Annotated in this window: 19 protein-coding genes; 14 read left to right on the forward strand and 5 right to left on the reverse strand. The window is 67.9% G+C overall.

Annotated features, from left to right (window positions below):
* Positions 1-35 precede the first annotated feature (35 nt).
* Positions 36-269: a C1orf53 family protein gene (locus ON45_RS18060; protein ID WP_158412504.1), complete on the reverse strand. Its 234-nt coding sequence runs from the start codon at positions 267-269 to the stop codon at positions 36-38.
* Positions 270-312: 43 nt separating this feature from the next.
* Here ON45_RS18060 and ON45_RS18065 point away from each other — a divergent pair, with 43 nt between their 5' ends.
* The 4 genes from ON45_RS18065 (at position 313) to ON45_RS18080 (ending at position 4727) form a co-directional block, all read left to right on the forward strand.
* Positions 313-1287, forward strand: a complete 975-nt coding sequence (locus tag ON45_RS18065) for a DNA-3-methyladenine glycosylase family protein (protein WP_148288760.1) — start codon at positions 313-315, stop codon at positions 1285-1287.
* 46 nt (positions 1288-1333) lie between these two features.
* Positions 1334-2707 (forward strand): hypothetical protein, encoded by a 1374-nt coding sequence (locus tag ON45_RS18070; RefSeq protein WP_148288761.1) that lies wholly within the window; start codon positions 1334-1336, stop codon positions 2705-2707.
* Positions 2707-3450, forward strand: coding sequence for a polyprenol monophosphomannose synthase (locus tag ON45_RS18075; RefSeq protein ID WP_051063336.1), 744 nt, complete (start codon positions 2707-2709; stop codon positions 3448-3450). The genes ON45_RS18070 and ON45_RS18075 overlap by 1 nt, the downstream gene beginning before the upstream one ends.
* A gap of 83 nt (positions 3451-3533) precedes the next feature.
* On the forward strand, positions 3534-4727 hold the full coding sequence (locus ON45_RS18080; protein WP_083915138.1) for a YibE/F family protein: 1194 nt from the start codon (positions 3534-3536) through the stop codon (positions 4725-4727).
* A gap of 30 nt (positions 4728-4757) precedes the next feature.
* On the opposite strand, the gene ON45_RS21845 is transcribed toward ON45_RS18080, so the two are convergent.
* Entirely contained in the window at positions 4758-5762 is a 1005-nt protein-coding gene (locus ON45_RS21845) for a hypothetical protein (RefSeq protein ID WP_051063337.1), read from the reverse strand.
* A 110-nt stretch (positions 5763-5872) separates the two neighbouring features.
* Between ON45_RS21845 and ON45_RS23220 the strand changes: the two genes are divergently transcribed.
* The 6 genes from ON45_RS23220 to ON45_RS18120 are packed head-to-tail and all read left to right on the forward strand — an operon-like array spanning position 5873 to position 16078.
* Positions 5873-6214, forward strand: coding sequence for a hypothetical protein (locus ON45_RS23220; protein ID WP_040495767.1), 342 nt, complete (start codon positions 5873-5875; stop codon positions 6212-6214).
* The gene (locus tag ON45_RS18100) at positions 6211-7659 is read left to right on the forward strand and encodes an FAD-dependent oxidoreductase (RefSeq protein WP_040495769.1); all 1449 of its coding nucleotides are present in this window, start codon (positions 6211-6213) and stop codon (positions 7657-7659) included. The genes ON45_RS23220 and ON45_RS18100 overlap by 4 nt, the downstream gene beginning before the upstream one ends.
* 8 nt (positions 7660-7667) lie before the next feature.
* Positions 7668-8735, forward strand: coding sequence for an NAD-dependent epimerase/dehydratase family protein (locus ON45_RS18105; protein WP_083915141.1), 1068 nt, complete (start codon positions 7668-7670; stop codon positions 8733-8735).
* Positions 8732-9781 carry an NAD-dependent epimerase/dehydratase family protein gene (locus ON45_RS18110; RefSeq protein WP_040495771.1) on the forward strand — a complete coding sequence of 350 codons (1050 nt, stop codon included), beginning with the start codon at positions 8732-8734 and terminating at the stop codon, positions 9779-9781. Before ON45_RS18105 ends, ON45_RS18110 begins: the two co-directional genes overlap by 4 nt.
* 7 nt (positions 9782-9788) lie before the next feature.
* Complete coding sequence (locus ON45_RS18115; protein ID WP_040495772.1) at positions 9789-14147, forward strand: alpha-(1->3)-arabinofuranosyltransferase domain-containing protein; 4359 nt, start codon at positions 9789-9791, stop codon at positions 14145-14147.
* Positions 14144-16078, forward strand: a complete 1935-nt coding sequence (locus ON45_RS18120) for a hypothetical protein (RefSeq protein ID WP_040495773.1) — start codon at positions 14144-14146, stop codon at positions 16076-16078. The genes ON45_RS18115 and ON45_RS18120 overlap by 4 nt, the downstream gene beginning before the upstream one ends.
* Before the next feature lie 34 nt (positions 16079-16112).
* Here the strand turns inward: ON45_RS18120 and ON45_RS21850 are convergent, their stop codons facing one another.
* Positions 16113-18308 carry an acyltransferase family protein gene (locus ON45_RS21850; protein ID WP_051063338.1) on the reverse strand — a complete coding sequence of 732 codons (2196 nt, stop codon included), beginning with the start codon at positions 18306-18308 and terminating at the stop codon, positions 16113-16115.
* Between the two features lie 32 nt (positions 18309-18340).
* On the opposite strand from ON45_RS21850, the gene ON45_RS21855 reads away from it, so the two are divergent.
* Genes ON45_RS21855 through ON45_RS18145 form a run of 4 tightly spaced genes read left to right on the forward strand, consistent with a single transcriptional unit; the run spans position 18341 to position 23599 of the window.
* The gene (locus tag ON45_RS21855) at positions 18341-19108 is read left to right on the forward strand and encodes a methyltransferase domain-containing protein (protein ID WP_148288763.1); all 768 of its coding nucleotides are present in this window, start codon (positions 18341-18343) and stop codon (positions 19106-19108) included.
* Between the two features lie 38 nt (positions 19109-19146).
* Entirely contained in the window at positions 19147-20016 is an 870-nt protein-coding gene (locus tag ON45_RS18135; protein ID WP_206537728.1) for a glycosyltransferase, read from the forward strand.
* Positions 20013-21917, forward strand: coding sequence for a hypothetical protein (locus ON45_RS18140; protein WP_040495776.1), 1905 nt, complete (start codon positions 20013-20015; stop codon positions 21915-21917). Before ON45_RS18135 ends, ON45_RS18140 begins: the two co-directional genes overlap by 4 nt.
* 32 nt (positions 21918-21949) lie before the next feature.
* Complete coding sequence (locus ON45_RS18145) at positions 21950-23599, forward strand: hypothetical protein (RefSeq protein WP_040495777.1); 1650 nt, start codon at positions 21950-21952, stop codon at positions 23597-23599.
* Between the two features lie 21 nt (positions 23600-23620).
* On the opposite strand, the gene ON45_RS18150 is transcribed toward ON45_RS18145, so the two are convergent.
* The gene (locus ON45_RS18150) at positions 23621-25432 is read right to left on the reverse strand and encodes an ArnT family glycosyltransferase (protein WP_040495778.1); all 1812 of its coding nucleotides are present in this window, start codon (positions 25430-25432) and stop codon (positions 23621-23623) included.
* Between the two features lie 10 nt (positions 25433-25442).
* Positions 25443-26180 (reverse strand): polyprenol monophosphomannose synthase, encoded by a 738-nt coding sequence (locus tag ON45_RS18155; protein WP_040495779.1) that lies wholly within the window; start codon positions 26178-26180, stop codon positions 25443-25445.
* Between the last annotated feature and the right edge of the window lie 114 nt (positions 26181-26294).

Below are 26294 nucleotides of genomic sequence, written 5' to 3' on the forward strand. Positions count from 1 at the left end.
GCGCTCCGTGCGCGAACTGTTCACGAGATCGGGGTTCAGAGGACGTAGGGACAGTGGCGACAGCCGGAATCGCAGCAGTACCGGCGGCGGGCGAGGAAGCGGGCCGTGAACACGCTGTATCCGCTCACCGGGTCGACATAGGTGGGCACGTTGTCGGCGATCGCTGCGGCGTGACGTTCAGCGATCTCACCGAAGCGGGGGTGATCGGGCGACAACCTCGATGGGTGGGGCTGCTGCCACTCGTCGCGCAGCGCCTCGCCGTCGGTCACGCATCGAGCCTACGGGCGGGTGCGGCTGGTACGTTCGGCGACGATGACGCTGCTCGACCGGACCGCCGCCGACGAGCCCGTCGCGACGCCCTCCACCACGCGTTCGCGACTCGAAGCAGCCGACATCGGAGCGACGCTCTCGTGGTTCCGCCACGGTCGGAACGACCCGACGACCTGGATCGACCGAATCGGGCGGGGATCGTCGGCTGCCGGGCGATTCGTGCGCGCCACGTCGACCCCGGACGGCCCCGCCACGCTGCTGATCCGGTGGGGGCAGGACACACCGTTGCACGCCGAGACCTGGGGCCCCGGTGCCGACTGGCTCCTTGCGCAGGTGCCGGCGATGGTCGGTGACCTCGACGAGGGAGCACGCGAGCTCGAGACCGACTCACATCCGGTCGTCGCACGGTGCGTCCGCGCCAACCGCACCACCCGTTTCGGAGCGAGCGCGAACCTGTACCACGAGCTGCTCCCGACGATCATCGAACAGCGGATCACGTCGGTGGAGGCGAAGCAACAGTGGGCGACGCTGTGTCGTGAACTGTCGGAACCGGCGCCCGGCCCGTTCACCGGCCTTCGACTGCCGCCCGCTCCGGAGGTGCTCCATCGCCAGCCCAGTTGGTGGTTCCACCCACTCGGGATCGAGCGGAAGCGAGCACAGACGCTGATCGAGGTCTCGCGCCATGCCGGCAAACTGTGGACCTGGGCCGGATGGTCTCCGAGCGATGCGGCGGCCAAGCTGCGATTGATCCCGGGCGTGGGCGTGTGGACGCTGGGATGCGTGCTCGCCCCCGCACTCGGCGATCCCGACGCGGTGCCGGTCGGCGACTATCACGTGAAGAACATCGTCGCGTGGAATCTGGCCGGCGAGGCCCGGGCGACCGACGACCGTATGCTCCAGCTGCTCGGGGCCTACGCCGGTCAGCGCGGCAGGGTCGTGAATGCGATCATGAAGCACGGTGACGGCGCCCCGAAGTACGGGCCGAAGCACCGGATCCTGCCGATGCGACGTTGGTGACCAGCAATCGTCGCCAGTGTCGAGAGTGAACGAAACGTCGATGACGATGAACCCAGCACCGACGACGCGGTCGGACGACCCCTCCTCCACCGGCGACGCGGCCGTGACGAGCACCGGGCCCCACGTGGACGAGATCGTGGGTGTTCCGACTGACCCGGCGTCCACCGCGACATCGGATGCCGACCGGTTGCAGTGGCGGCGTGCGCTGGCGATCGGGATCGTCGCCTACCTCATCTCGCGACTGTGCGTGCTCGCTGGAGCGTTCGTTCGAGCCTCCCAGGTCGTGATCGACCAACGCGCGGACGGCGAACCCGAGGACGGTGCGCTGGACTCGATCTCGAACGTGCTCACCTCGTGGGACGGGCGCTGGTATCTCGAAGTCGTACGGCTGGGCTACCCGCACCGCATTCCGGCGAACATCACGTACGACCAGACCGAGGCCCGTGCCGCCTTCTTCCCGATGTACCCGAGCGCCGTGCGCGCGTTCGATTTCGTGCTCCCGGGCGGCGACACGATCGCGGCGCTGACCCTGAACTTCGTCCTCGGTGCCGTCGCGGTACTCCTCGTCGGAATGCTCGCTCGGCGTGTGTTCTCGATCAGCATCGCGGCACGTTCGATGGTCGTCTTCGCGATGTTCCCCGGATCGTTCGTGCTCTCCTTCGCCTACTCCGAGGCGCTGTTCATCGTGCTGGCCGCCGCGTGTCTGCTGTTCCTGTACGACGAGCGATGGCTGCTCGCCGGGATCGCTGCAGCGCTCGCCACGGCGACCCGCCCGAACGGTGTGGCGATCGTGCTCGCATGCGTGGTGGCCGCAGCGATCGCGATCAAGACGAAGCGTCAGTGGATGTCGCTGGTGTCGGTGCTGCTCGCGCCGATCGGATTCATCGCCTTCCAGCTCTATGTCGATGCGACGGCCGACGAGAGTCGGGCCTGGTTCCGCGTGCAGAGCGAAGCCTGGTCGGAAGGAACGAGCTTCGGCGCCACCGCGGTCCAGAACACCCTCGGCTTCCTGACCAGTCCGCTGTCGTCCACCTCCGACGCGTTGACCGTGTTGTCCCTCGCGGTTCTCGCGGTGATGGCATGGGCCGGCTGGAAACGACGGCTTCCACTCCCCTGGGTCGCCTTCAGCCTCGTCATCGTCGCGTTGATGCTGATCCCCGAAACGGTCACCGCTCGTCCCCGCTTCGTGTTCACCGCATTTCCCATGTTCATCGCGATCGCGGCATGGTGGCCGCAGCCGACGCGACGTTCGCCCTCCGAGCTCTCGGATGCGGGGACCAGCCTCGACGACGATCCGACGGATGTGATGAACGACGAGCTCAGCTGGCAGCGCCAGAGCTGGATCTTCACGATGATGCTGTGCGGTGCCGGGCTCGCCGTGTTGACGAACCTCTACGCGGTGTTCGGTGCCATCCCGTGATGCGCACGCTGGTCGTCGTCCCGACACACAACGAGGCGGACAACATCGCGGCGTTGCTCGATGGTGTCCTCGCGAGCGCACCCGATGCCGACGTCCTCGTCGTGGACGACGCGTCGACCGACAAGACCCGCGAGATCGTGCGCGAATGGTGCGCGCGCGAAACCCGGCTCCGACTCGTCGAACGCGACGAGAAACTGGGCCTCGGCAGCGCGTACGCCCACGCATTCACCATGGCCATGGACGAGGGGTACGACGCGGTCGTCGAGATCGATGCCGACCTCTCCCACGATCCTGTGGTCCTCCCGATGATGTTGGGACTCGCCGAATCGGGGATCGACGTCGTGATCGGATCGCGCTACGTCCCCGGCGGATCGGTCGTCGGCTGGCCGCACCGACGGACCTGGCTGTCGAGATGGGGCAACCGATACGCGGCGATCGCGCTCGGCCTGGCGATCAACGACGCGACAGCGGGCTATCGCGTCTATCGGACCGACACGCTCCGAGCGATCGATCTCGGTGAGGTTCGTTCGGAGGGCTACGGATTCCAGGTCGAGATGACCTACCGCGCCGTCGCCGCCGGATGCAGCATCGTCGAGATCCCGATCACGTTCCGCGACCGCGTGGCCGGGTCGTCGAAGATGAACGGCAACATCGTGCGTGAAGCGTTCGCACTCGTCACCTGGTGGGCGATCCGCGACGCGGTGACCCTTCGCCGCCGGCGTCGCGCCTACAACGTCGACTGAGGCCCGGGCCGCACGACCTCGAACCCGAAACAGCACGCTCGCGGTGCCGGGATCGAGCTCGACCGATCAGCCACAATCGTGAGATGTCCCACGGTCACTCTCACGCGCTTCCGACGTCGGCCGACGAGGACACCTCGAACCCGAGAGTACGCAAGGCGCTGTGGGCAACCGTCGGGGCGTGCACGGCGATCATCCTGCTGACGGTCGCAGTGCTCTGGCCCGACGGGACCTCGGAACGCACCGATCCTCTGGGACTCAGCGGCGAACCGGTGGCAGCGTCGGTGTCGAGCGTGGAGATCGAGCCATGCACCTTCGACGGGAGCCAGGAGTGTGAGCTCGTCACGCTGCGCGTCACGAGCGGCGAACGCGACGGCGAGACCTTCACCCTCGAGCAACCACCGGGGAGCGCCGTCGACGCCGGCGACGACATCCTCGTCGACATCCTCGCCCGCGAGGACGGAACCGAGCAGGCGGTGTTCTACGACTTCCAGCGAGAGACACCGCTGGTACTGCTCGCGGTGATCTTCTGCGCGGCCATCGTGCTCCTCGGCGGCTGGCGCGGGTTCGGCGCGCTCGCCGGACTGGCCGCAAGTCTCCTGATCATCGTGGTCTTCACGCTGCCGGCGCTGCTGGCCGGGTCGAACGCCGTCGCGGTGGCGTTGGCGAGTTCGGGAGCGATCGCGCTCGTTGCGCTCTTCCTCGCCCACGGACGCGGAACGGCGACCGCGGTTGCACTGCTGTCCACCTACGCGAGCCTCGCGTTGACCGCTGCCCTCGCTGCGGGGTTCGTCGCCGTGTCGAACCTCACCGGCCTGGGCGACGAGAACGTCGCATTCATCTCGGCCCTCGGAATCGAGATCGACCCTCGTGGTCTGCTTCTCGCCGGAATCGTGATCGGCGCGCTCGGCGTCCTCGACGACGTCACGGTGACCCAGGTGTCCGCCGTGTGGGAGCTCCGACGCGTCTCACCGGACGGAAGCTTCAGCGATCTCTATCGCAGCGCACTCCGCATCGGTCGGGACCACATCTCCTCCACCGTGAACACGCTGTTCCTCGCCTACGCCGGCGCCGCCCTCCCCCTCCTGCTGTTGTTCTCGGAGGCGGGGCAGGGCATCACCGACGTCGCCACCCGCGAGATCGTGGCCGTCGAGATCGTGCGCGCGCTCGTCGGATCGATCGGACTCGTCGCCTCCGTTCCGATCAGTACGGCGCTGGCTGCCTTCGTGCTGGTCGGCCCGGCGCACGATGAAGCATCGGAACAGCTGTCGACGGTGTGACCGAGCGGCGCACCGAGCGACGGTGCCCGGTCAGGAATCGACCGGGTGCTGGGTGATGTAGACGCTGTCGGAGGTGTCTGCATCGCCCGCGGTCGCCGAGTCCGCACCCAGGCACTCGGTCGCCTTCGTCGTGGCGAGGGGATCGCTTGCGAAGGTCGCGAGGTCGCCGATCGAGTGGAAGCCGCCAGCGGATTCGATCTGCTGACCGGGGGTGACGCTGCGTCCGTCAGGCAGAACGACCCGCTCGTCCTGCGCGTCCCACGTCGTGCCGGCCCGCCACACGATGAGGGGAAAGGTTGCGGGATCGCCCGACTCGTTCCCGAGCCACAGACACTCCTCGATGAGTTCCACACTGCCGATCGCCTCAGCCGTTTCGCCGATCCGGGAGGGAGCCGCATAGATCACCGGGCCGTCGTTGCCACCGTCGGGATCGACATGACGGACGTGGACACAGCCGTCGGGCCCGTATTCCGCCACGATGTCCAACGGTTGGTTGCCGTCGAGCACGACGGTCGTTTCGCAACTCGTGTCCGGTGCCTCGGAATCAGCCGAAGTTGCGACCGTGTCATCGGTCGACGCCGAGTCGTCGGAGACGCACCCGGTCGTCGGCACACAACTCCGTTGCCCGACGTCGAAGACGTACGTTCCGGCAACCACGTCGACCGGCATCACCTCCGACGTGAGCCGACCGGATCGCCGGGACGCGACCGGCGCGGCCACCGGCTGACACACGGGCGCACCGTCGGGGGTCGACACCAGGAGCACCGATTCCGACTCTCCTTCGAACACGTCTGGACCGGTCAGCCGCACGCGAACCGACGCGTCCCCGTCGACGCACTCGCGAGCGATGTCCGCGTCCGCCTCCGTGGACGTCGTGGACGGCGGGAGCGTCGACGAGACCGGCATCTCGGATGCCGACTGGGCCGTCGTGGGCCCCACGGCCGCCACCGTGCCACCCGGGTTCTCTCCACCTTCCGAGCTCGAACAGGCGGCCACGATCAGACCGAGGAAGACGGCGATCGGGATCCGGCGCATCGGCGTCGGACGCTACCCTCCGCGCCCGAAGCCGAAGCGACGCTCGAGACCAGCCGCGGTTTCTGCGATGCCCTTTCGACGGGGATCGCGATCGGTAGGATCCAGCGGTCATGTCGGACACCGGAAGCACACCACGCACCGTGGCCCGATTCGCCGAAGGACTGCTCGCAGCAGACCTGCCCCTGCTCGCGGACGACCGGCGACACGAGACCGTCGAGTTCATCGGACGTCGCGTCGGAGTGCTCCCCTCGATCACACGATTCGGTGTACTGGCGATCGGTGCGGGCGTGGACACCGCCGGCATGATCGTCGGCCACCACCGGGTTCGTCGAGTGATCACCCGACTCCCGCTTCCACTGCTCGCCGAGTACCCGCGTCTCGTCCGTTCGCTCGGCTATGCGTACATCTGGGAGACCTGGCCCGACACCGATGTGAACGGCGCGAGCCGATGACGCGGGCGGTGCACCACGACTGCGACGTCCTGATCGTCGGCTCGGGGGCAGGCGGCGCCACCACAGCCGCGGTCCTCGCCGAGGCAGGCCACGACGTGCTCATCGTGGAAGAGGGGTCGTGGGTCGAGCAGGGCAGCACGGTGCCGTTCTCGCTCGATCAGATGGACAAGCAGTACCGGTCGGGCGGTGTGACCGTGGCGCTCGGTCTTCCGTCGATCGCCTACACCGAGGGCCGGTGCGCCGGCGGTGGCACCGAGGTCAACAGTGGCCTGTACTGGCGTCCGCCGGAAGCAACGCTCGAACTCTGGCGTACGAAGTACCAGATCCGCGATTTCGCCAGCTCCGACCTGCTCGACATCTGCGCGGAGGTCGAATCCGAGCTCAGCGTGCAGAAGGTGCCGGGCGAGCACACCGATGCGAGCGACATCCTCCGGCGTGGTGCCGACCGCCTCGGCTGGAGGAACGACGAGATCCCCCGCTGGATGACCTATCCGGAGGGCGCGGGTGCGACCGAAGGCCAGCGGCAGAGCATGACCCGTACCTACCTCCCGCGGGCGTTTGCCTCGGGTGCGCGCATCCTCTGCGATCATCGGCTCGACAAGATCACCCGATCGGGCCGACGCGCGACGGGGGCCGAACTCACCCACACCGTCGACGGCGAGAGCAGCGCCGTCACCGTGGCCTTCCGTGACGTCATCGTGTGCGGCGGGGCGATCCAGACGCCGGCGATCCTGCAGCGGACGGGCCTCCGCCACCGCGTCGGACGCACCCTTGCGGTGCATCCGACGGTCAAGCTCGCAGCACGCTTCGACGACCCGGTGAACACCCCCGAGGACGTCTCGGTCTTCCAGGTCAAGCAGTTCGCTCCCAACATCTCGTTCGGCGGTTCCGCCAGCCATCCGGGACTCGTGGCGTTGGCGCTCACCGACAACTGGCGCGATTTCGGCTCCGCGGTCACGGCATGGCCCGAACTCGCGATCTACTACGCCGCGATCACGAGCGAGGGACGAGGGCTCGTCCAGGCCATTCCCGGCGTCCGCGACCCGCTCGTCACCTACCGCCTCACCAAGCGCGACCGGGATCTGCTCGGACAGGGCCTCGCCCGACTCGCGATGGTGATGCTCGAGGCCGGCGCCGAAGAGGTCTATCCCTCCTTCAAGCAGGCCCCGATCGTCCGCGACCGGGCCGATCTCGCCACGATGACCTCGATGTTCGCGGCGAGCAAGGCGAGCGTGATGACCGTCCACCTCTGCAGCACGGCGCCGATGGGAGATGACGAGCGCCGTTGCGCAACCGACAGTCACGGGCTGGTTCACGGCACCGACAACGTGTTCGTGAACGACGCCGCCCTGCTCCCCGAGGCACCGGGCGTCAACCCGCAGGCGTCCGTCATGGCGATCGCGATCCGCAATGCCCGCCGGTACTGCGACGAGCGAGCAGGATGAGTGAGCGGATGAACGACGACGCGGTCGCCCCGACGACCATCGATCCACCGGACCTGACCATCGTCACGGGTGCCGCCGGCTGGCTCGGCACCGGGCTGGTAACAGCGCTCACCGGCGCCGGGCACGCAGGTCCCTACCACCGCCCAGGGGCGGTACGCGGTCTGGTTCGCCCGGACGAGGACAGCCGCCATCTCCCGGAACAGGTCGAACTGGTGCGTGGCGACGTCACCGATCCGGATTCACTCGACGACCTGTTCGCCGGGCACTCGGGAACGGTCGACGTGATCCACACGGCGGGCGTGATACATCCCGCGACCTCGATGGACGAGTTCGACGAGGTCAACCACCGCGGTACGGCCAACGTCATGGACGCCGCTCACCGCCACGGCGTCCGCCGCGTCGTTCACGTCTCGTCGAACAGCCCGTTCGGAACGAATGGCGACCGCACCGATCGCTTCGGAAACGACGAGCCCTACCACCCGTACCTCGGCTACGGACGATCCAAGATGGACGCCGAACTCGCGGTGCTCCGCGCCGTCGATGCCGGCCTGAACGCGGTGATGGTTCGCCCTCCTTGGTTCTACGGCCCCCACCAGCCGGCGCGGCAGACGACCTTCTTCACGATGGTCAAGAACGGGCGCTTCCCGATTCTGGGCGATGGCGGGCAGATGCGCTCGATGACCTACATCGACAATCTCGTGCAAGGCATCGTGCGAGCGGAACTGACCGCGACCGACCCGGGCCAGGGCTGGTGGATCGCCGACGCCGAGCCGTACACGGTGAACGAGATCGTGGCGACCGTCGGCGATGCGCTGCGGGCCGAGGGGATCGAGGTCAAACCGAACCGCTTCCGCCTGCCCGACATCGCCGGAACCGTCGCCGAGAAGATCGACACGGTGGCCCAGGCCGCGGGCCGCTACATCACCCAGTTCCACGTGCTCGGCGAGATGAACAAGACGATCGCGGTCGACATCTCCGCCGCCCGACGGGACCTGGGCTACGAACCGCAGGTGGCCCTCCCGGAGGGAATGCGCAACAGCATCCGCTGGTGTCTCGATCAAGGGATCGAGCTGTGACCCGCTACCTCGTGACCGGTGGGAGCGGCTACTTCGGCGCGCTCGTCGTCGGCCGGCTCCACGCCGCGGGGCACGATGTTCGCGTCCTCGATCTGAACGACGCCGACGACCGTCCCGGCTCGGTCGAGTTCGTCCAGGGTGACGTGCGCGACCGGGCGGTGGTCCGCGACGCGGTCGACGGGATCGACGTCGTGCTCAACAACGTGGCGCAGGTACCACTCGCCAAGGACCACGAACTCCTGCGCACGGTCAACGTCGACGGGACCGTGAACCTGCTCCGCGCAGCTGCGGCGGCGGACGTGGACAAGGTGATCCACACGTCGTCGAGCGCGGTGTTCGGCGTTCCGAAGGCGAACCCGGTGATGCCCGCGACGGTGCCGTCGCCGATGGAGGCCTACGGGCACGCCAAGCTGGCTGCCGAGTGGGCATGTCTCGCTGCCGCGCAGGACGGTCTCGACGTGTCGATCGTGCGGCCGCGGACGATCCTCGGCCACGGCCGCCTGGGGATCTTCGGGATCCTGTTCGAGTGGATCGCCGACGGCAAGGATCCGATCGTGCTCGGCGATGGCACGAACCGGTACCAGTTCGTCCACTCCGACGACCTCGCGGACGTGTGCCTCCTCGCCGCCGGACACGAGGGTCCCGGCGTGTTCAACGTGGGCACCGACCGCTTCTCGACCATGCGCGACACGTTGCAGACGCTCTGTCGCCACGCCGGGACCGATGCGACGGTCCGATCCCTCCCGGCGGGTCCTGCGTCGGTCGCGATGAAGCTGACGGCCGGACTCGGGGTCACTCCGTTCGCCCCGTATCACTGGATGATGTACTCGAAGTCGATGTGGTTCGACATCGAGCACCTCCGGGACCAGCTGGGGTGGACGCCGAGTTGGTCGACCGATGCGATGTTCGCTCAGAGCTACGACTGGTTCGTGGCGAACCGAGCGGCGACCGACGACGCGTCGGCGTCGCACCATCGGCGCAGCTCGAAGCAGGGTGTCCTGAAGGTCGCCAAACGGCTGTCCGGTCTGCTCCCGCAGGCGGGGTGAACCGGCGATGAGCACGCTGAAGTCGGTGGGTTACGCAGTTCGCCGTCACCAGACGGCGCTGTCGGTCCTCGTCCTCGGTCTGCTCGCGTACGTTCCGTCGCTCACTGCGTCGCCCGGTCGGATGCCGGCGGACTCCAAGCTGTACGTGTACTTGAATCCCGGTCGATTCCTCGGCGACGCAACCACGACCTTCGACCCCCGCCAGTTCGCCGGATGGGTCCCCCACCAACACATCGCGTACCTCTGGCCGACCGGCCCGTGGTACTGGCTGTTCGAGACGATCGGAGTGCCCGACTGGGTGGCCCACCGGCTCTGGATCGGCACTCTGCTGCTGGCTGCCGGACTCGGCATGCGCTGGATGACCCGCGTGCTCGGATTCGCTCCGCTGGCCGCCCTCGTGGCGGCGCTCGTCTACCAGTTGTCGCCGTACATCCTCCCGTACATCTCCCGCACGTCGGTGCTCCTGCTGCCGTTCGCGGGCCTCGGCTGGATCGTCGGACTGACGGTGCTGGCGAGCCTGCGCGGTCGATGGCGATATCCGGCCGCGATCGCACTGGTGGTGCTCACGGTCGGGGCGGTCAACGCGACCGCGCTCGCCATGGTCATTCCGGCACCGGTGATCTGGCTCGTCCACGCGGCGTGGGGAGGAACGATCTCCTGGCACCGCGCGGTCGTCACGGCCGCGAAGACCGCCGTGCTCTGCCTCGGTGTGTCGCTCTGGTGGATCGCGATGCTCGTGATCCAGGGCCGCTACGGCGCCGATGTGCTCGCATACTCGGAGTCGCTCGAGTCGGTGTCGTTCACGTCCACGTCGACCGAGGTGACCCGTGGACTCGGCTACTGGTTGTTCTACGTCCGAGACGCCTACGCGGCGACGACGACCGCGTCGCTCGACCACCTCGTCTCCGGACGGACGATCGCCGCCGGATACGCGGTGATCGCCGTGGGGTTGGCCGGGCTGGTGTGCTTCCGCTGGCCGCATCGCCGTTTCGCGGCGCTGTTGTTCGGCGCTGGGGTGATCCTCGGCGTCGGCGTGCATCCGATCGACGATTCGTCACCCGTGATGTCGCTGCTGGTCGGCGACGGTGAGGGTGGCCTCGCACTGGCCTTGCGGAGCAGCACCCGGGCGGTTCCGGTGATGCTGCTCGGACTCGCACTCGGGACGGCTGCGTTCGTCACCCGAATCGGGTCGGTTCGCTTGCCGCGACGGGCGGGAGCCGCTGCCGGAGGGAACACCTCGACGATCCCGGCACGCGCGATCCGCGTCGGCGCCGCTGCAGCGATCGGTGCGTGCGCCGTGATCGCACTCCCCGCGCTCCGGTCGGGAGGATTCATCGACGAGGCACTCGAACGCGACCAGGACCCGCCCGATTCCTGGTTGGCCGCAGCAGCCGAACTCGACGACCGCCCGGAGGGGCACCGGGTCCTCCAGCTTCCGGGAACCGAGTTCGGGGCGTTCCAGTGGGGGTACACAGTCGACCAACCGCTTCCGGCACTCACGGAACGTGCGCTCGTCACGCGCGACCTGCTCCCGCTCGGGAGTCCGGCGGCGATGGACCTCGTCTTCGCCCTCGATGATCGCGTGCAGACCGACACGATCGAACCCGCGGCGGTGGCGGCCGTGTCACGGATGCTCGGAGTGGACACGATCTGGGTCTCGGGCGACGTGTCCTACGACCGCTTCCAGCTCGCGCGTCCCGAGGTGGTGACCGACGAGCTGTCGTCGCCGGCCGCCCTGGACGCCGGCCTCGTCGGTGCCACCTCGTTCGGCGAGCCGACGGTGATGGCCTCCCAGATTCCGATGATCGACAACCGCTCACTCGGCGACCCACGAATCGGCGAACCGATTGCACCGGTCACCCTGATCGACGTCGCCGACCCTGTGCCGACCGTGCGCGTGAAGGACGACGTGGTGATCCTCGCCGGCAGCGGCGACGGCATCATCGATGCAGCGGCGGCTGGTGTGATCGACGGAACCGAGGCCGTGATCTACGACGCCACCCTCGACGCGTCGAGCGACGGACTCCCACCCGATCTCGCCGATCAGCCGTTCCGCTACGTGATCACGGACTCGAACCGAGACCGGGCCCATCATTGGCGCAGCTCGCAGGACGTCACCGGCTTCACCGAGACGGACGACGACGCTTCCGACGTCCTGCGCTTCGAGAGCGGCGATCAACGGCTCCCCGTGTTCGACGATGCTTCCTCCGAGTCCGACTCGCCGGACTCCGATCGGCAGACGGTGTCGGTGCAGGTCGGCCCCGTCACGGCCGAGGCGAGTGGCTACGGCGAGACGTTCGCCTATCTCCCCGAGGTTCGTCCCGCGATGGCGATCGACGGCGATCCGTCCACCGCGTGGATCGTGGCAGACCGCGGCGCGGCGCGAGGCGAGTTCATCGAGTTGACGCTCGAAGCCGGGCAGTCCGCGGACCACATCGACCTGCTGCAGCCACCTGCCGGGCCCGGAGAGCGAACGATCACCGACGTCGTGATCGAGGTCGACGGCGGTGCTCCGACCGCCTTCCCGCTCGACGAGAGCTCACGAACGGGGACGGGCCAACGGGTCCCCGTCGACGAAGCGACCGAGACGATCCGGATCACGATCGCGCGCACCACCACACCACAACCTCCGATCGGCGAGGCCATCGGTGGCGTCGGGTTCGCAGAGATCGACCTCGGACTGGGGCCGACGACCGAGTTCATCCGGACCCCGATCGATGTGCTCGGACTCACCGCAGACGCCGACGGCACCGACATCGTGCTGACACGGTTGCGCACCGAACCAGCCGATCGTTGGCGGAACGACCCCGAACCAGCGCTGCGCCGTGAGGTGGAACTGAGCGCGCCGCTCGGCGAGGTCGGGGTCGATGTCACCCTGCGGCTCGACCGGCGTGCGGGCGATGCCGCGCTCGCCGAGTTGCTCGACGAACCCGTCGTTGCCTCGGATCACCTCGTCGGCGTCCCCACGGCGCGGGGCGCGGCCGCGTTCGACGGTGACGAAGCGACCGCGTGGATCACGCCCTTCGACCGCGGGGTCGGCGAACGCGTCACCCTGCTCGACTCCGGGTCCGCCACGGAGATGACCATCGTGCAGCCGTCCGGCGACCATTCCCCGATCACCGGCATCACCGTCACCGACGGGGCGGGCACGATCGACCTCGACCTGCCCGGAGCCCCCGCATCGGGAGACCGCGTCGAAACCACACTGAGGCTCCCTCGGCCCGTCGACCTGAGCGAGATCACCGTCGAGATCACGTCCGTCGATGCTCGGTTCGTGCAGAACCGCCGGTTCAACGAACCGACGCAACTCCCGACGGCGATCGCCGAGATCCGGTTCGACGGCCGCTCCCCCGCCGTGACGTCCGCCGAGACGCTGTCCGCCGACTGCGCCGACGAGCTCCTGTCGATCGACGGGGAGCGAATTCCGCTCAGCTTCGACATCGCAACCGCCGATGCCCTGGACGGACGGCCGATCCCGGCCTCCACATGCTCCGATTCGGTCGAACTCGATTCGGGATCCCACACCGTCGTGTCCGAGCCGGCTCGCACCACCGGGTTCGACGTCGATCGGGTCGTTCTGTCGACGACGTCCACCGAACCGACACCGGCCGCTTCCGCGGTCGATCCGACCGAAACCGTTCTGGTCGAGTCGTCGGACCGGACTCGCACGCTCGACGTGCCGCCGTGCCCCGACGGGTGCTGGGTGATCCTCGGTGAAGGATTCAACTCCGCGTGGAACGCCACTGCCGACGGCGAGGAGTTGGCGGGGCCGGTGCTGATCGACGGCAACGCGAACGGATGGTGGCTTCCGCCGACGACCGGGACCACACGAGTCGACATCGAGTGGCCGGTTCAACGCACACTCAACATCGCCTTCGCGCTCTCCGCGCTCGCCGCGGCGGCTTGTTTCCTGCTCATCGTCGTCGATCGACGTCGTTCGAGAGACGCCGTGCTGCTCCCGGTCGGTCCTGCAGCGCGGGCGTCGGTGACGCCGTCGCTCCGAGCGCTCGTCGTCTCTGCCGCCGTCACGGTCGCGGGAGCCGCGCTGTTCATCGACTGGGTGTGGGCCGTACCGGCAGCGATCGTCTGGTCGGCTGCGATCGCGCTCCGGCGAGGTTGGGCGCAACGCATCGTCGGTGTCGTGGGCGCGATGATCATCCTCTTCGGCGGTGTCGTCGTCACCGTCGTCGTGCGCCGGGAAGCGCCGTTCCCCGACGCGGGTTGGCCACTCCGGTTCGAGTGGCTGCACGGATGGACGTTGCTGGGCGTGATCCTCGTCGTCGGGGCAGCGCTGGCGGGCGACGGACGACGAACCGAAGAGACCCACGCCGACGAGGAGTCGGCCGTACACTCCGGCGCGACGTGACCGAGCACCCGAACACCGACCGCGGCGAGCGTGACACCGTCATGACGGGCAACGTCGACATCATCGAGCCCGTGGATGGGACACGCGTGTGGGAACGACCCGGCCCGCTCACCCTCGGCGGGATCGTCGCGCTGCCGCTCGTGATCGCCGCGATCGTGCTGGCGTTCCGGCCGTGGTTCCCCACGCTCGACATGGCGATGACCGAACTGCGCGTGCGCGACGTCGGTGGCCGGCAGACACCGCTGATCGGACTTCCCGGACGAATCGGCGACTTCCCGGACCAGGGAAGCCACCCGGGCCCCTGGAGTTTCTGGCTGATCCGACCGTTCCACCTGCTGAGCGGTGGACGCTCGTGGGGGATGGAACTCGGGAGCGCCGTCCTGAACAGCGCCGCAGCGATCGGAGCGGTCGTGGTCGCTGCGCGTGTCGTGCGCCGGATCGGGGCGGCGGCGAGACCGGTCCCCTCGGGCCACCTCGTCACGCTGGCAATCGCCGGGGCCGTCGCGCTGGCGATTCGCGGGTACGGGCTCTCGGTCCTCACCCACCCGTGGAATCCGTACTTTCCGCTGCTGCTGTGGATCGTCATCCTGCTGGCGACATGGGGGGTCCTGTGCGGTGAGCACCGGCTGGCCGTCGTCGTGGTCGGGGTCGGCACGATCGCGGCACAGACCCATGTCCCCTACCTCCTGCTCGCGATCGCGATGAGTTCTCTGGTGGTGGTGACGTTGGGTCGTCGTCGCGACGGGCGGTGGTTGATCGCGACGGTCGGGACGGCGGCGTTCCTCTGGCTGCCTGCGTTCGTCGACCAGATCCGCCGGGACCCGGGCAACATCTCGATGTTGATCGACCACTTCACGGGCGAGACCGACGAGGAGCCGATCGGGCTGGTGTCGGGGACCGGGGTCTTCCTGCGCCACCTCGACCTGCCGCGCGCTGGATTCGAGATGCTGCGCAACGACGCGGCATTTCTCGAAGTGTCCGGCACCACGGGCGGCGTCGCCATCGGCGGTCTGATCGTCTTCATCGCCTGGCTCGGGAGTGTGGCGTTCGCGGTACGTCACCGACACGCCGCGTTGATGCGACTGCACACGGTTCTCGCCGTCGCGCTCGCCGTCGGATGGTTCTCGATGGGCCGCATCTTCGGCAAGATCTGGTACTACCTGACGCTCTGGGCGTGGGGTACAGCGCTGCTCGTCGGTGTGTCGATCGCCTGGACGGTCGCCATCGTGGTCCGCACGGCGCTGGCCTCTCGCTCCGGCTCCTCCGACGACGCCACGACCGCAGTCCAGCGCAACGGCCTCCGGATCGGATGGGCCGTGCTGGCGATCCCGACGGTGCTCTCGCTCGCAGCCGCTCCCCAGCTACAGGTCCCCGAGGAGAACCTGTCGAGCGGGCTCGGCGGTGTGGTGGACGAGACCGAACAAGCGCTGCGCGAAGGCGTGGGCGACTCGATCGGCGAGGACGGGCGCTACGTGGTCTTCTGGCAAGACGTCAACTTCATCGGTGCCCAGGGATACGGATTGGTCAACGAACTCGAACGACGCGGACTCGACGTCGGCGTTCACGAGACCTGGCGTGTCCCGGTCACGCCGCAGCGGGTCTTGCCGCAGGGCACCTACGACGCCGAGGTGCACATCGTGTCGGGCGAGTACATCGACCAATGGCGCGAGCGGCCCGGCTATGTCGAGGTCGCGACCGAGGACCCTCGTACCGACGACGAGCGGGAGGAGTACGGCATGCTGCGCGAGCGCGTGCTCGAGCGCCTCGACGAGGTCGACCGATCGGACATCGCCGACATCATCGACGTCAACCTCTTCGGCGCATCGCTCGACCCGGATCTTCCCGACGACGTCGTCGAGGACCTCGAGCGGATGTTGGTGCTGACGGCCCCGGTGGCAGTGTTCATCGCCCCACCCGGCTCGACCTTCTGACCTGGCGTCCGACCGCCGAGTCTCCCGGGGACGGTCAGTCGATGGGCCGCATGTCGGTCAGATCGAGGGCGCGCCAGTCTTCGACGACGCGGTCGACCACGGCATTCAGTACGCCGGGAGCCGCATCGGGATCGACGTGAATGCCGTCGAGAGTGCGTACGGCCTCGCAGTCGTCGTCCGGACACAGCAGCTCATCCAGATCGAGCACATCGACATCGAGCGCGGCCGCTGCAGCGATCAGCGCTGATCGGACACACCCGACGCGTTCCAGGTGGTCGTCGGGGACGATGAACGTGACGCGGTGGCCGAATCGTGCCGGGATCGCGAGGATCGGACGCGTTCCCGCCGTGCGCAGGTATTCGACCCGGTCGGCGAGATCGGCAACGTACCAGTCGATCGAATCGCAGGGACCCTGCCAACGGCCATCGATGAAACGGTCCACCACCGGTGCCTGTCCGAGAACCAGCAACGCCACGTCGGCCTTCGAGGCGTTGGCCAACGTGGCGGGATAACTCGTCCGCCAGTCCTTGCAATCGGCGGGAACGACGAACTCGCCCCGGCGACGATCCCGTCCGAGGGGCAGGTCCACCATCCCGTCGCAGGCTTCCATCGCTCCGTTCAGGACGACGGCGTCGGAGCGAGAGAACGATGCCGCAGCATCACGGAGCAACCACGCGGGAACACTGTCCCCGAAGACGGCAACGGTGACGGGCGATGGCGGATCGGGATCCGTTCGGGCCTCGGGGGCGGCCGTGCGGGTCACCGGCGAGACGGACCCTGCCGCCGGACGAACGGGTCCGGCCACTGTCCGTTCGCTCCCGGGAACCGACCGGGTGGGGCCGACGAGCGCATCGCGGTCTGCTGCGGCGCGGGTGGACGCCGGCTCGACCGCGGCCGCGGTCGGGACCGGAGCATCCGTCGCCGGGGCGCGCTCCGGAACAGCCCGGGCGCCGTCCGTTGGACGCTGCGCCGCGCCCAACACGACTGGAGCGCCATCGGTGGGCGCCGGTTCCGAGACCAACAGCACCGCCCCGACCGTCACGGAGATCATCGCGCCGACGCTCACCGCGGTGACGACGATCGGCCGCGTGACGCGCCGAGAAAGTCGAATCGGTCGCTCCAGTACCAGGTACATCGCGATGGCGATCGCTGCGGTCACGAGGAGTCGCGCCGCCGCCAGCGACCAGCCGTCGGTTCCGAGTCGACGCTCGTCGAGCACCACGAAGACCGGCCAGTGAACGAGATAGACGCCGTAGCTGATTCGTCCCAGCGCCACGAGAGGGGCGATCGACAGCAGCGTTCGCGCTCGACCGTTCATCTGCAGCCCGGCGATCAGCGCAACACTCACCCACGCGAACACCACCAGGCCGCCCGAGTAGGCCCAGCCGCTGGATGATGGCGTGAGGATCGACGCCAGAATCACCACGGCAAGGGCCGGAATGCCGAGTCGGGCCCACCACCGGGGCCACCTCGCCGTGGTCGCGGTGGACATCCAGGTCGCGAGGATCGCACCCGCCAAAATCTCGGCCGCCCGAGTGTGGGTTGCGAGGTAGGTCACGTCCGGTGAGGCGAGGACGGCGGTCGTCGCCGACAACGCGAACATCGCGCACAGAGCGACGAGCAGGCCGCTGCGGCCCAGCCGCAGGACCTGCGTCAGCACCACGATGACGAGGGGCCATGCGAGGTAGAACTGCTCCTCGATGGCGAGCGACCAGAAGTGGGCGACCGGACTCGGGTCGGTGAACAGCTCGGCATAGGAATCGCCCGACGTGAGTTCTCGCCAGTTGAAGACGTTCCACGCCGCGGCGGTGATGTCGCCGCGGAGGTTCGCGGTGCTCGCCACGAGACCCGCCGCGGCAAGGAGGATGATCGCCGACAGGGTGGCGACGCTCGCCGGAACCAGGCGTTTGATCCGGCGGACGTAGAACCGTCCGAGGTCGATGCCGACGCGTCGAGTCGATGGTGTCGCGGACTCGCCGAGCAACAACGCGGTGATCAGGAACCCCGACAGCGTGAAGAACACCGACACACCCAGGTACCCGCCGCTGAGCAGGCCGACATCGAGGTGAAAGATCACGACGACCGTCACGGCGATCGCGCGTACTCCGTCGAGGGCCGGCTGGTACGAGAGCGCGAAGGGCGCGCGCGACTCATCGCGTTTCCCGCTCTCGATCAGCGAGTGCGTTGCGGCTGCGCCCGACCTACCCACGTTGTCCCGGAGCGAGACCATACTCGCCGCGGTGGACGGATACGCTCCCTGCCGTGCCGGAGAGGGAGGAGCAGCGCGACCCCCGCACCGCGTCCATGACGCCCCTCGAGCAGCAGCAGACCCAACTCGTCGATCCGGCGGCCCACACCTTCTGGCATCGGGTTCGCTTCGACCTCGTCGCCGCCGAGGTCCGGGACATCTCCGCCGGCAGCGTGCTCGACATCGGGGCCGGGTCCGGAATGCTCGGCGACTACGTCCGCGACCGGCTCGGTCCGGGCCACGGTGCCGGACCGGTCACGTACCGATTCGACGAATCCTCACCGATTCTCGACGACAACCTGGGCCGCCACTTCGGCGACGCAGCGCGTTTCGGCTCGGACGAGCGCGTGCCGTCCACGACGGTCGCCGCCCTTCTCGACGTGATCGAGCACATCGAGGACGACGTCGCAGCGCTGCGGTCCTGGCGGGACCGGATGGAGCCGGGGGCCCGGCTGGTCGTCACCGTCCCGGCGCTGCAGTGGGCGTTCTCGGAGTGGGACACCGAACTCGGTCACTACCGGCGGTACTCCCGCCCCCGGATGCGGAGCACCCTGGAGGCAGCCGGCTTCCACGTCCGGCGGTGTGACTACCTGTTTCCCGAGATGCTGCCGCTCGTGGTCAAGCGAAAGTTCCTGCCGGACTCGGATGGCGACGTGGACATGCCGCGCTTGAGCGAGCGGGTGAACCGCTTCGGCTACGCGATCAGCTCGGCCAGCGCACGACTCCGCCGCGCGTGGCCGGCGGGCACGTCGGTGGTGGCCGTGGCCGAGGCGACAGGATGACCGTGGCACCCCGTCGTCGGTGCTGGGTCGTCAGCCCGATGTTCTACGACACGAAGTCGTATCGACGTGTACACGACGAGACGCTGGCGGCGTGCGCCGGCGTCGGTCTCGAACTCGTCTTCATGGTGGTCGACGACTCCGCCGGGACCGACGAGGACGTCAACGGGCTGGCGGATCTGACTGACGTCGAAGTCGTCACAGCGCCGTTCAACCTGGGCCACCAGCGCGCCATCGTCCACGGGCTGCGCCTCCTCGCCGACCGCGTCGGCGACGATGATCTCGTCGTCACGATGGACTCCGACGGCGAGGATCAGCCGAGCGATGTTCCCCGCCTTCTCGCCGCGATCGACAGCGATCACAGCTCCCTCGCCCTCGCTCGACGGACCCAACGATCCGAATCGTGGTCGTTCCGTGTCATGTACACCGTGTACCGATTCGTGTTTCGACTGTTGACGGGAACGACGGTTCGGAGCGGGAACTTCGCCGTCCAGCGCGGCGATTCCCTGCGCGCCACGATCGAGCATCCGACGTTCGACCTCTGCTACTCGTCGAGTCTGCTCGCGTTGCGACGCCCCACGACGATGGTGCCATGTGCTCGCGGCCGCCGCTTCGCCGGCACGTCGAGGATGAACGCGCAGTCGCTCATGGCGCACGGAGTCCGGATGCTGTTGCCGTTCGCCGAGCGGATCGCCGTGAGGGCGATGGCGCTCACCGCAGTGGCCGGTGGTGCGCTGGCCGTGCTGCTGCTGGTACTGGCACTCGGGATCGGATCCGGTTCCACGCTCCGGGTCCTCGTCGTCCTGACCGTCTTGGACGCGGTCACCTTCCTGGCTGCGCTCACGACGCTGGTGTCGCTGTTCGGCCGATTCGATCAGGGAAGTCGCACGAGGGAGCCGGGAGCGGCATGACGACGGCGGCTGACGCAGGGCTCGACGAGCAGACGGACCGGGAGTCGGTCACGGCCGCTCGTGAACCCTCCCGGAAGGTCCGCGTCGCGCTCACCGCGATCGTGATCGTTCCGTTCGTCACCGCCGTGGTGCGCGCGGTTCGCAACGACTGGTTTCCGATCGGGGACAACGCGCTGTTGTTCATCCGAACCCGCGACGTCTGGACCGACGATCATCCGTTCCTCGGGTCGTGGACATCGGCATCGTTGAGCGTCGGCGAGCACATGAACAATCCAGGGGCGATGTACGACTGGTTGGTCGCCCCGTTCGCCCACCTGTTCCCACCGGGCCCTGCGGCGGCCCTCGGCGTCGCCGCGATCAACATCGCGATGGTGTGCGTGATCTCCGCCGTCTCACACCGCGTCGGGGGTTGGTCGTTCCAACGCTGGGCGCTCCTCGCCACCGCATTGATGGCCTGGTCGATGGGAAGCGAGCTCCTCATCGACATCTTCCAGGCCAACGCGCTGATCTTCTCGTTCTCGGCCCTGTTGATCGTCGCGATCGGGATCGCGTCGGGCGACGACGGGCTGCTGCCACTGGCCGCGGTGATCTCGACACTGCTCCTTCAGACCCACATCTCCTACGCCTACATCTTCGTGTTCATCGTGGTCGGCGTCGTCGGTGTCCGCGTGTGGCTTCGTCGCGAGATCGAATCGCCACATTGGCGGCGCTCGGCGATCGTGACGACGGCGGTCCTCGTCGTGCTGTGGGCCCCGTCGTTCTGGGAGCAGTTCTTCGGTCCGGGCAAGGGCAACATGTCGCGCCTGCTCGGAAACTCCTCGGGCGGGGATTTCTCCCTCGGTCTCAGCGACGCCACCAGAATCATCGGCAGCCTCGGAGTTCGCCCACCATTCTGGGGACGGTCCGGATTCACGACGACCGTGGAGGGAACCAGAATCACCGAGACCCCGGACGGTCCGAGTCTCGAGATCGCCGGTCTGTTGCCGCTGGGCGTCGCGAGTCTGGGAATCGCTGCGCTCGCGATCGTTCTCGTCGCATTGACCATCGTGGCGCGTCGGGCCCGTCGCCGGACCCAGGCAGCGGGCGGAGTGGTCGCGCTGGTGGTCCTGCTCGGATCCATCCTCGCCCTCAGTCGGCTCACCATCGGCTCCGTCGGCCTGTCCCCGCATCACGTTCGCTGGGCTTGGCCGCTCCTGGCATTCGTCCACCTCGTCATCGTCTGGCTCGGTATCGCTGCATGGCGGGGACACCGGTCGAGTGAAACCGTTCGAATGCGCCAGGTGATCGAGCGGACCATCGACGCCGCGGTGTTCGTCCTGATCGGGCTCGTCTCGCTGCTGAACGTTCCGTTCCTCGCCCAGCCCTCCGGCCCGACTGCCGACCACATCTTCATGCCCACGATGAGTCGGATCGAGCCCCAGCTCGAACAGCTGGACGGCTTCGATCCGGTGCTCTACGACGTCTCCACGTTGCGCGTTTTCGAGCCCTACAGCTCGACCATGATGATGTGGCTCCAGGAGCAGGGAATCGAGCTCCGGGTCGACGACGAGGTGATGATCCGACAGCTCGGTGAGGCGCGACGCGCCGACGGTTCCGAACCCACACGAATGTTCCAACTCGAAGGTGTCGCCGCCCAGACCTACGACGGAACTGCGTGCCTCCTCGCCGAAGCAAACCTGCTCACTCCCGACGACGATGCGTTCGTGCGGGAGCTGCTCTCCTCTGCCACCGCTGGCCTCGCGGAGTCGACCCAGATGAGTCCGGACGACGCATTCGATGCACTGGTACGACGGGAGGTCAGCGTCTTCGAGTCACACGAGCAGGAGCTCATCGACACGTGGATCGACACGACGTTCGCGCTGTTCGTCGAGGGCGACATCTGCCGATCCCTTCCCGCGTGACCGACCGCGCGACCGCTAGCGTCCCTCTCCGCATGGGCACGGACCGGAACCGGCGACCCCGACGTCGGCAACGCCCGTCACCCACCCGCGAACAGTTTCTCGATTTCATCGCGGTCGTCGTCGCGATCGTGCCCGTGGCGATCGCCGCCGTGCGCGCCGCGGCCGGCCCCTGGGTTCCCATCGGCGACGACGCGTACTTCACGGCGCGGTCCCTCGACGTCGGCACCGCCGATCACCCACTGCTGGGGGCGTGGTCGGCGGGATCACTTGCCGTCGACACACCGGTGAACAACCTCGGCCCGATGCAGCTCGACCTGCTCGCCCCGTTCACGCGGTTCACGCCGATGGGAGGCACCGCCGTCGGGGTGGCGTGCGTACACATCGCCGCCATCATCACGATTGCGTGGCTGGTGCGGCGGATCGCGGGTCGTCGCTACATCGTGCCGGCGATGGCAGCGGTGTCGGTACTGGCGTGGTCGATGGGGTCGGAGATGTTGATCACGCCGCAGCAGCACCAATACCTCGTGCTTCCGTACCTGTGCGTCATGGTCGCAGCGTGGGCGGTGACGTGCGGGGATCGATGGGCACTCGTCCCGGCGGTGGTCTTCGGGAGTCTCGCCGCGCAGACGCACCTCACCTACCCGGTGCTCCTGGCGGCACTGGCGCTGCCGATGATCGTCGGACAGGTTCTCTCGTTCCGTCGTGATGGCTTCGCGGCCGCCGAGACGTCGCTCGCGCCGTTCGTGGTGAGTGGCGTCGTCGCCGCCGTGCTGTGGACGCAGAGCGCGATCGACCAGTTCTTCGTGTGGGGCAACTTCGGCGATGTGCTCACGGCTGATGGGGACTCGCCGACCTCGTCCCTCTCGACAGCCGTTCGGATCGTCGCCGACGTCGTCGCTGCACCCACGCGCTTCCTCCGTCCTGGATTCGGCGGATTCAATCCGGCAGAGTCGATCGGGAGCAACGCCGAGGTCGCGGTGTTGGTCGTGATCTTCGGCATCGTGCTCGGGGGCTTCGTGATTGCCCTCCGCCGGCAACACCGCGTCGCCGCGGCGGGACTGGCGGTCGCGACGGTCACCCTGCCAGCCGCCGTACTGAACGCATCGATGCTCCCGGTCAGCGCCAACCTCGGCTTGCTGGCAACCAACTACCGCTGGCTCTGGGCGATCGTTGCCTACCTCCTGCTCGGCAGCTTCTGTCTGGTCATGCGGATCGCGCCTCGGCTGTCGGCTGCCCACGGCGCCCCGGTGGTCACCGGAGGGCTCGCCGTGCTTCTCGTGCTCACCGCCGTCCTGAATGTGCCGCGATCGGTCCAGGTCTTCGATCCTGAGACCTATCTCAGCAATCAGGGAGCGACGCAGGCGATGCTGAGACAGCTCGAGTCCGCTCCGATCGATGGACCCGTGATCATCGACCAGGATTCGATGTACCTCGGACACCCGTACACCTATCCGATCCTGATCATGCTCACCGAGCGTGGTATCGACTACCGCTTCGAAGCGCCACTCCAGGCACGCCGGTTCGGCGACGCGCGCGTTGCCGACGGCAGCGAGACCCAGCGGTTGGAGCTGGTGTTCGGGGACACGGCCGAACAACGGCGTTTCGCACCCGACACCGTGGCGTTCGTCGACGGTCCCCCACCGGCCGCGGTGACGCTCGTCGACCGATCCGACCCGAGCTGAGAACGACGACGGTTCGAGCGGTCAGGTCCGTGGTGGACCGAGGAACACCGATGTCTCCTGTCCGAGACGGATCATGAGCGCGCTCATCTCCCTGGCATCGGGGCTGATCCGCAGGTCGACGTTGAGTCCGAACAGGTTGTCGTCGACCTCGGGAACCAGGTCGTCGAGACCGCTCGCCTCCAGTTCCGCGATCAACTCGAGTCGGAGCGAGTCGAACTGCGCGCGTTCCTCGGCGTCGCGTGGGTCGACGGTCGCAATCTCGCGGTAGCGGTCGTCCGAGCGCCACTCCGGCACGAATCCACCGGTCGCGAACAGGATCATCTGATCGGCTGTGCCGTCGGCGACCGTTCTCGACGAGGTCATCGGAACCCGCCAGAACTCTGTGCCACCCACGTCGAACCCCGCTCGTCGGAGTTCGCTGACCAGACCGAACGCCTGACTTCCGAAGAAGTACGCATCGTCCCACTCGACGACGTAGGTCTGCGCCGGATCCAGTGCCGCAGCCGTCGGTTCGACCAGCTCCGCCAGCGTCTCGCCGAGGTACTCCTCCGGATGGTCCACGTCCGTTGCGAGCACCACCGAGCCGATCGTCGAGATTCCCGCCGCGACCGTCGCCGCGATCGTCAGATTCTGCCGGGAGAGGCGCTCAGCGACGAGCGATCCGGGCAGGCGCGACCGAATCCAGACGACCGCGGTCCAGAGCACGGCGACGATCACCAACGTCGACGTGATCCAGGCCCACAGTGTGAGGTAGAACCAGCGCTGGCCGAAGATGCGCGCCATCGACACGGTGGTGAGCGCCAGCGTGACGCCGATGACCGCATGGAGCGCGACGAGCGAGCGGTGTCGCAACGACACGGCGACCACCGCCGCGACCACCCAGACCGACAACAACAACACTCCGGGCCAGATCGGGCCGTCCGCGGCAAAACCCGATCGGACGAACCGCTCCGATCCGGTGACCAGATCGAGGTGGGCACCGACGAAGTCGAGATGGCGCAGCATCAATCGAATCCCCGCGGCGAACCCGATGGGCTGCTCGTCGGGAGCGCCGAAATGATCGAGAAGTTGCGTGATGTTCCCCGGATCGCGTCTGATCTGGTCGGCGAGCGGCCCCAACCACAGCAGGGCGAACGCGACGACCGTCCAGAGCACGATCCGTGGAGGGCCTGCCTCGTCACCCGATCGCGCTCGCCACCACCGCAGGAGCACGACACCGGCCGAGATCAGACCGAGGCCACCGGCCATGAGCAGGTACGGGATGTGTGTCTGGGCCGCGAACGATGCTGCCACCACCAGCGGAAGCAGCATCAGATCGTCGCCGGAGAAGACCGACCACACCGCCAAGAGGATCACGAGCCAAGCCAGCAACGGCATGTACGGGTTCCAGGGCTGGGTGAGCACCGACAGGCCGAACCCGCGGATCGAGATGGCGATGATCAGCGCCACCAGGGCGATCCCCGGGCGCCCCAGGCGACGGTGGCCGATCCAGAGTGCACATGCGATCCAGCCGAGTGCGATCGACACGGTCGCTGCCTCCATCGCCCACGCCGAACTCCCGAAGATCCGGTAGCCAGGAGCAAGGAGCCAGAAGCTCAACGGTCCTGGATGACTCCCCTGGTCGGGCAGCTCGCCGATTCGGCCGGGGAGCCCGATCAAGGGCGTCTGTCGTGTCCCGACGTCCTGGACCCGGAACTCCGTCATCGCCAGGTCGAGGACGGGGTACCACCGACGCTGGGCGAGGGCGACGACGGCGACCAGCAACGGCAACGCCACCGTCAGGGTCGCGACGATGATCAGCGTTCGGTCGGACAGACCGCGAAGGCGTCGCATGGTGGAGAAATCAGCGTCGGCGCAGACGTCGGAACCGGTCGCCGATTCCCCAACGGGTGACCAGCAGCATCGACTCCACGATGATCCGACCCGACATCTTCGACTTGCCCAGGGTGCGATCGCGGAAGATGATCGGTGACTCGACGATGACCGCGTCGTTCCGCGCGAGGCGTCGAACGAGTTCGGTCATGAAGGCGTAGCCCTCCGCAGAGGTCGACGTGGGGTCGATCGCACGCAGCGCACTCGCCCGGTAGGCGCGGTATCCGCCGGTGCAGTCACGCGCCGGGACACCGAGGATCGAGCGCGTGTACGCGTTGCCCCACTTCGACAACAGCTGTCGTCGGACCGGCCAATCGGTCGTACCTCCACCGGTCACGTACCGAGAGCCGATCACGAGGTCGGCGCCGTCGGCGATCAGCTCGAGGAACTCGGGAATCCGATCGGGATCGTGCGACAGGTCGGCGTCCATCGTGATCACGACGTCGTACCCGGTCTGGTTCGAACCGCTCAGGACATGGGCGAAACCGTCGCGGTACGCGCTTCCGAGTCCCCGTTTGCCGGGTCGCGACAACAAGGTGATCCGGCCCAGTTCGGCGTCGAGCTCGCGGGCCAGGTCGCCCGTCCCGTCGGGACTGTCGTCGTCGACCACCAGTACATCGGTGTCGGGGGCCGACTTGCGGACGGAACGCAGGAAGCGTTCGATGTTCTCTGCTTCGTTGTACGTCGGAAGCACGACCACGCTACGCATGCGGGACCGGATCCTAGTGGCGGATCAGCCAACGTTCGGGACGCTCCCTCCGTGCCATCGCGTGCCATCGGGTGTCAGACACAGGATGGTTCCGTGCCATCGGGTGTCTGACAC

Source organism: Ilumatobacter nonamiensis YM16-303, assembly GCF_000350145.1.
Classification (GTDB): Bacteria; Actinomycetota; Acidimicrobiia; order Acidimicrobiales; family Ilumatobacteraceae; genus Ilumatobacter_A; species Ilumatobacter_A nonamiensis.

What these genes read in the sequence shown, in the direction of transcription:
- ON45_RS18140 (WP_040495776.1), top strand. Translation starts at nt 20,013, where the DNA reads ATGACGACGGCGGCTGACGCAGGGCTCGACGAGCAGACGGACCGGGAG.
- ON45_RS18145 (WP_040495777.1), top strand. Translation starts at nt 21,950, where the DNA reads ATGGGCACGGACCGGAACCGGCGACCCCGACGTCGGCAACGCCCGTCA.
- ON45_RS21850 (WP_051063338.1), bottom strand. Translation starts at nt 18,308, where the DNA reads ATGGTCTCGCTCCGGGACAACGTGGGTAGGTCGGGCGCAGCCGCAACG.
- ON45_RS18075 (WP_051063336.1), top strand. Translation starts at nt 2,707, where the DNA reads ATGCGCACGCTGGTCGTCGTCCCGACACACAACGAGGCGGACAACATC.
- ON45_RS18065 (WP_148288760.1), top strand. Translation starts at nt 313, where the DNA reads ATGACGCTGCTCGACCGGACCGCCGCCGACGAGCCCGTCGCGACGCCC.
- ON45_RS18080 (WP_083915138.1), top strand. Translation starts at nt 3,534, where the DNA reads ATGTCCCACGGTCACTCTCACGCGCTTCCGACGTCGGCCGACGAGGAC.
- ON45_RS18100 (WP_040495769.1), top strand. Translation starts at nt 6,211, where the DNA reads ATGACGCGGGCGGTGCACCACGACTGCGACGTCCTGATCGTCGGCTCG.
- ON45_RS18105 (WP_083915141.1), top strand. Translation starts at nt 7,668, where the DNA reads ATGAACGACGACGCGGTCGCCCCGACGACCATCGATCCACCGGACCTG.
- ON45_RS23220 (WP_040495767.1), top strand. Translation starts at nt 5,873, where the DNA reads ATGTCGGACACCGGAAGCACACCACGCACCGTGGCCCGATTCGCCGAA.
- ON45_RS18155 (WP_040495779.1), bottom strand. Translation starts at nt 26,180, where the DNA reads ATGCGTAGCGTGGTCGTGCTTCCGACGTACAACGAAGCAGAGAACATC.
- ON45_RS18135 (WP_206537728.1), top strand. Translation starts at nt 19,147, where the DNA reads ATGTTCTACGACACGAAGTCGTATCGACGTGTACACGACGAGACGCTG.
- ON45_RS21845 (WP_051063337.1), bottom strand. Translation starts at nt 5,762, where the DNA reads ATGCGCCGGATCCCGATCGCCGTCTTCCTCGGTCTGATCGTGGCCGCC.
- ON45_RS18115 (WP_040495772.1), top strand. Translation starts at nt 9,789, where the DNA reads ATGAGCACGCTGAAGTCGGTGGGTTACGCAGTTCGCCGTCACCAGACG.
- ON45_RS18150 (WP_040495778.1), bottom strand. Translation starts at nt 25,432, where the DNA reads ATGCGACGCCTTCGCGGTCTGTCCGACCGAACGCTGATCATCGTCGCG.
- ON45_RS18070 (WP_148288761.1), top strand. Translation starts at nt 1,334, where the DNA reads ATGAACCCAGCACCGACGACGCGGTCGGACGACCCCTCCTCCACCGGC.